General features: G+C 62.8%; 2 protein-coding genes. One reads left to right on the top strand and one right to left on the bottom strand.

Annotated features, from left to right (window positions below; genetic code table 11):
- Positions 1–54: 54 nt before the first annotated feature.
- Positions 55–1,284 (top strand): PPE family protein, encoded by a 1,230-nt coding sequence (locus tag WA317_RS15270; RefSeq protein ID WP_425173831.1) that lies wholly within the window; start codon positions 55–57, stop codon positions 1,282–1,284.
- Positions 1,285–1,290: 6 nt separating this feature from the next.
- Here WA317_RS15270 and WA317_RS15265 read toward each other — a convergent pair.
- On the bottom strand, positions 1,291–1,975 hold a 685-nt coding region (locus WA317_RS15265), incomplete at its 5' end, for an acyl-CoA dehydrogenase family protein (protein ID WP_425173830.1).

The following is a 1,975-nucleotide window of genomic DNA, read 5'->3' as shown; positions in this document are numbered from 1 at the left end:
ACCCGCGTCGGTGGTATCTGGCACCTACGCGGTTGTGACCGGTTAAGGGTTAAAATGTTGGACTTTGGAGCGTTCCCGCCGGAAGTCAACTCTGCCAATTTGTATTCGGGCCCCGGGTCGGGGTCGTTGATGGCGGCTGCATCAGCGTGGAATCAGCTGGCGGCCGAGCTGAATGCCGCAGCCCTGAGCTATGACAAGGTGGTGACCGCGCTGAGCAGCGAGCAGTGGCTGGGCCCGGCGTCGGCAGCAATGGCCGAGGCCGCATCACCATACGTGGTTTGGATGAATACCACTGCCGCCGACGCCGAGCAGGCCGCAAGCCAGGCACGTGCAGCTGCCGGGGCGTACGAAACCGCCCTCGCTGCGATGGTGCCTATGCCAATGGTCGCGGCCAATCGAGCAGAACTGGAACAGTTGTTGACGAACAACGTCTTTGGTCAATACACAGGGGCGATCGCCGCGATCGAAGCGCAGTACGGCGATATGTGGGCGCAAGATGCCACAGCAATGTACGGTTACGCGGGTCAATCTGCGGCTGCGGCCAAGGTCACACCATTCACCGCGGCACCACAGATCACCAGTCCGACTGCCCAGGCCGCACAGGCCACAGCAACGACTTCGGCGACAGCAACTTCAGCGGGTACCTCGCAGTCGACGCTCAGCCAACTGATTTCGAGTCTGCCGAATCAACTGAACAATCTTGCGTCGCCGGTGTCGGCCACGTCGTCGACTGCGTCCACGCCGCTGCTGAGCGAGCTTTGGTTCCTACTCAGTGGACAGACCGCACTGCCAACCAATTTCGGCACGTTGCTGAACGGCGTTAGTCCGTTTTCGTCGTTGTGGTACAACACCGAAGGTCTGCCCTACTTCAGCGTCGGTATGGGCAACTTCGGTATCCAGATGGCCAAGACCATGGGCCTGCTCAATGGCGTCGGAGGCGGTGCGGCGGCGGGCGCGGCAGGTAGTCCACCCAAAGCGCTTTCCGGCTTAGGCGGCTTGCTTGGAGGCGGCAGTGGTGCCGGAGCCGGGGGGGTCAATGCCGGAGTAGGCAACGCAGACATAATCGGCGATGTATCGGTCCCACCAAACTGGGCACAGGTTAGCGGCGCATCCAGCGGGGCCGCCCGTGTGGCACACCACAGTATGACCCCTGCCGCACCCGAGGGGCCCGGCAATCTGCTTGGCGGTATGCCGCTCGCCGGCCCGCATGCTGGCGCAGCGGCTACTGGCCCCAAGTACGGCTTCCGCCCGAAAGTGATGGCCCGACCGCCGTTCGCAGGATAGCTCCCATCAGTTTCCCACCGGCGCAGGTGTTTTCGGCGCAGAATAGTTGGGCTTACCCAAGCCCAACATGTACTGCGCGATCATATTGCGGAATACCTCGAGGGTGCCCCCATAGATCCCGACCAGGGGTGCGAAGCGGTACACGTACTCCGACGCGCCGTCGTCCGCCGCACCGTCAGTGCCGTGCGGCAGCGTCGACGCGGTACCGAGGATGTCCATCAATTCCGGTGAGACGTCGCGCATGGTCTGAGCGATCGCGACTCGGCCGAAGATGCTCGGCGCGCTCAGCGCTGCCTCGATCCGGGCAGTGCTGCGGCCCAACCGGTACGCCACTGATTCATCGTCAACAAGCCTGTGCCCGTTATGATCCCGCTCCCCTGCCTTGGCTGCGGTCTGGTCCAGGGCATAGGCCATGAATCCGGCCTGGTGCATCATGATCGAGACGTCCTGCAACCCATCAGGCGCGGCAGCGACGGCGCCGTGCTCGGTGTTGAGCGGCTCTCTTAGCACAGTCCAGCCCGCGTTGACCTCGCCGAGTCGGTATTTGTCGTCGACGCGAACGTCGCTGTAGTAGACGATGTTGGTGCGGTCACCGTCGACGGTCCGAATCCCCTGGATGTCGATTCCCGCAGAATCAAGCGGTACCAGAAACATGGTCAGGCTCTTGTGTTTTGGAGCCTCGGGATCGGTG

It is taken from the genome of Mycobacterium sp. (genome assembly GCF_049802695.1).
Classification (GTDB): domain Bacteria; phylum Actinomycetota; class Actinomycetes; order Mycobacteriales; family Mycobacteriaceae; genus Mycobacterium.
The sequence above is the reverse complement of the archived record's forward strand: the minus strand, read 5'-3'. Positions and strand labels throughout refer to the sequence as shown.

Excerpts from the sequence above, each read along its gene's own strand:
- WA317_RS15270 (WP_425173831.1), top strand. The coding sequence starts at position 55 with ATGTTGGACTTTGGAGCGTTCCCGCCGGAAGTCAACTCTGCCAATTTG.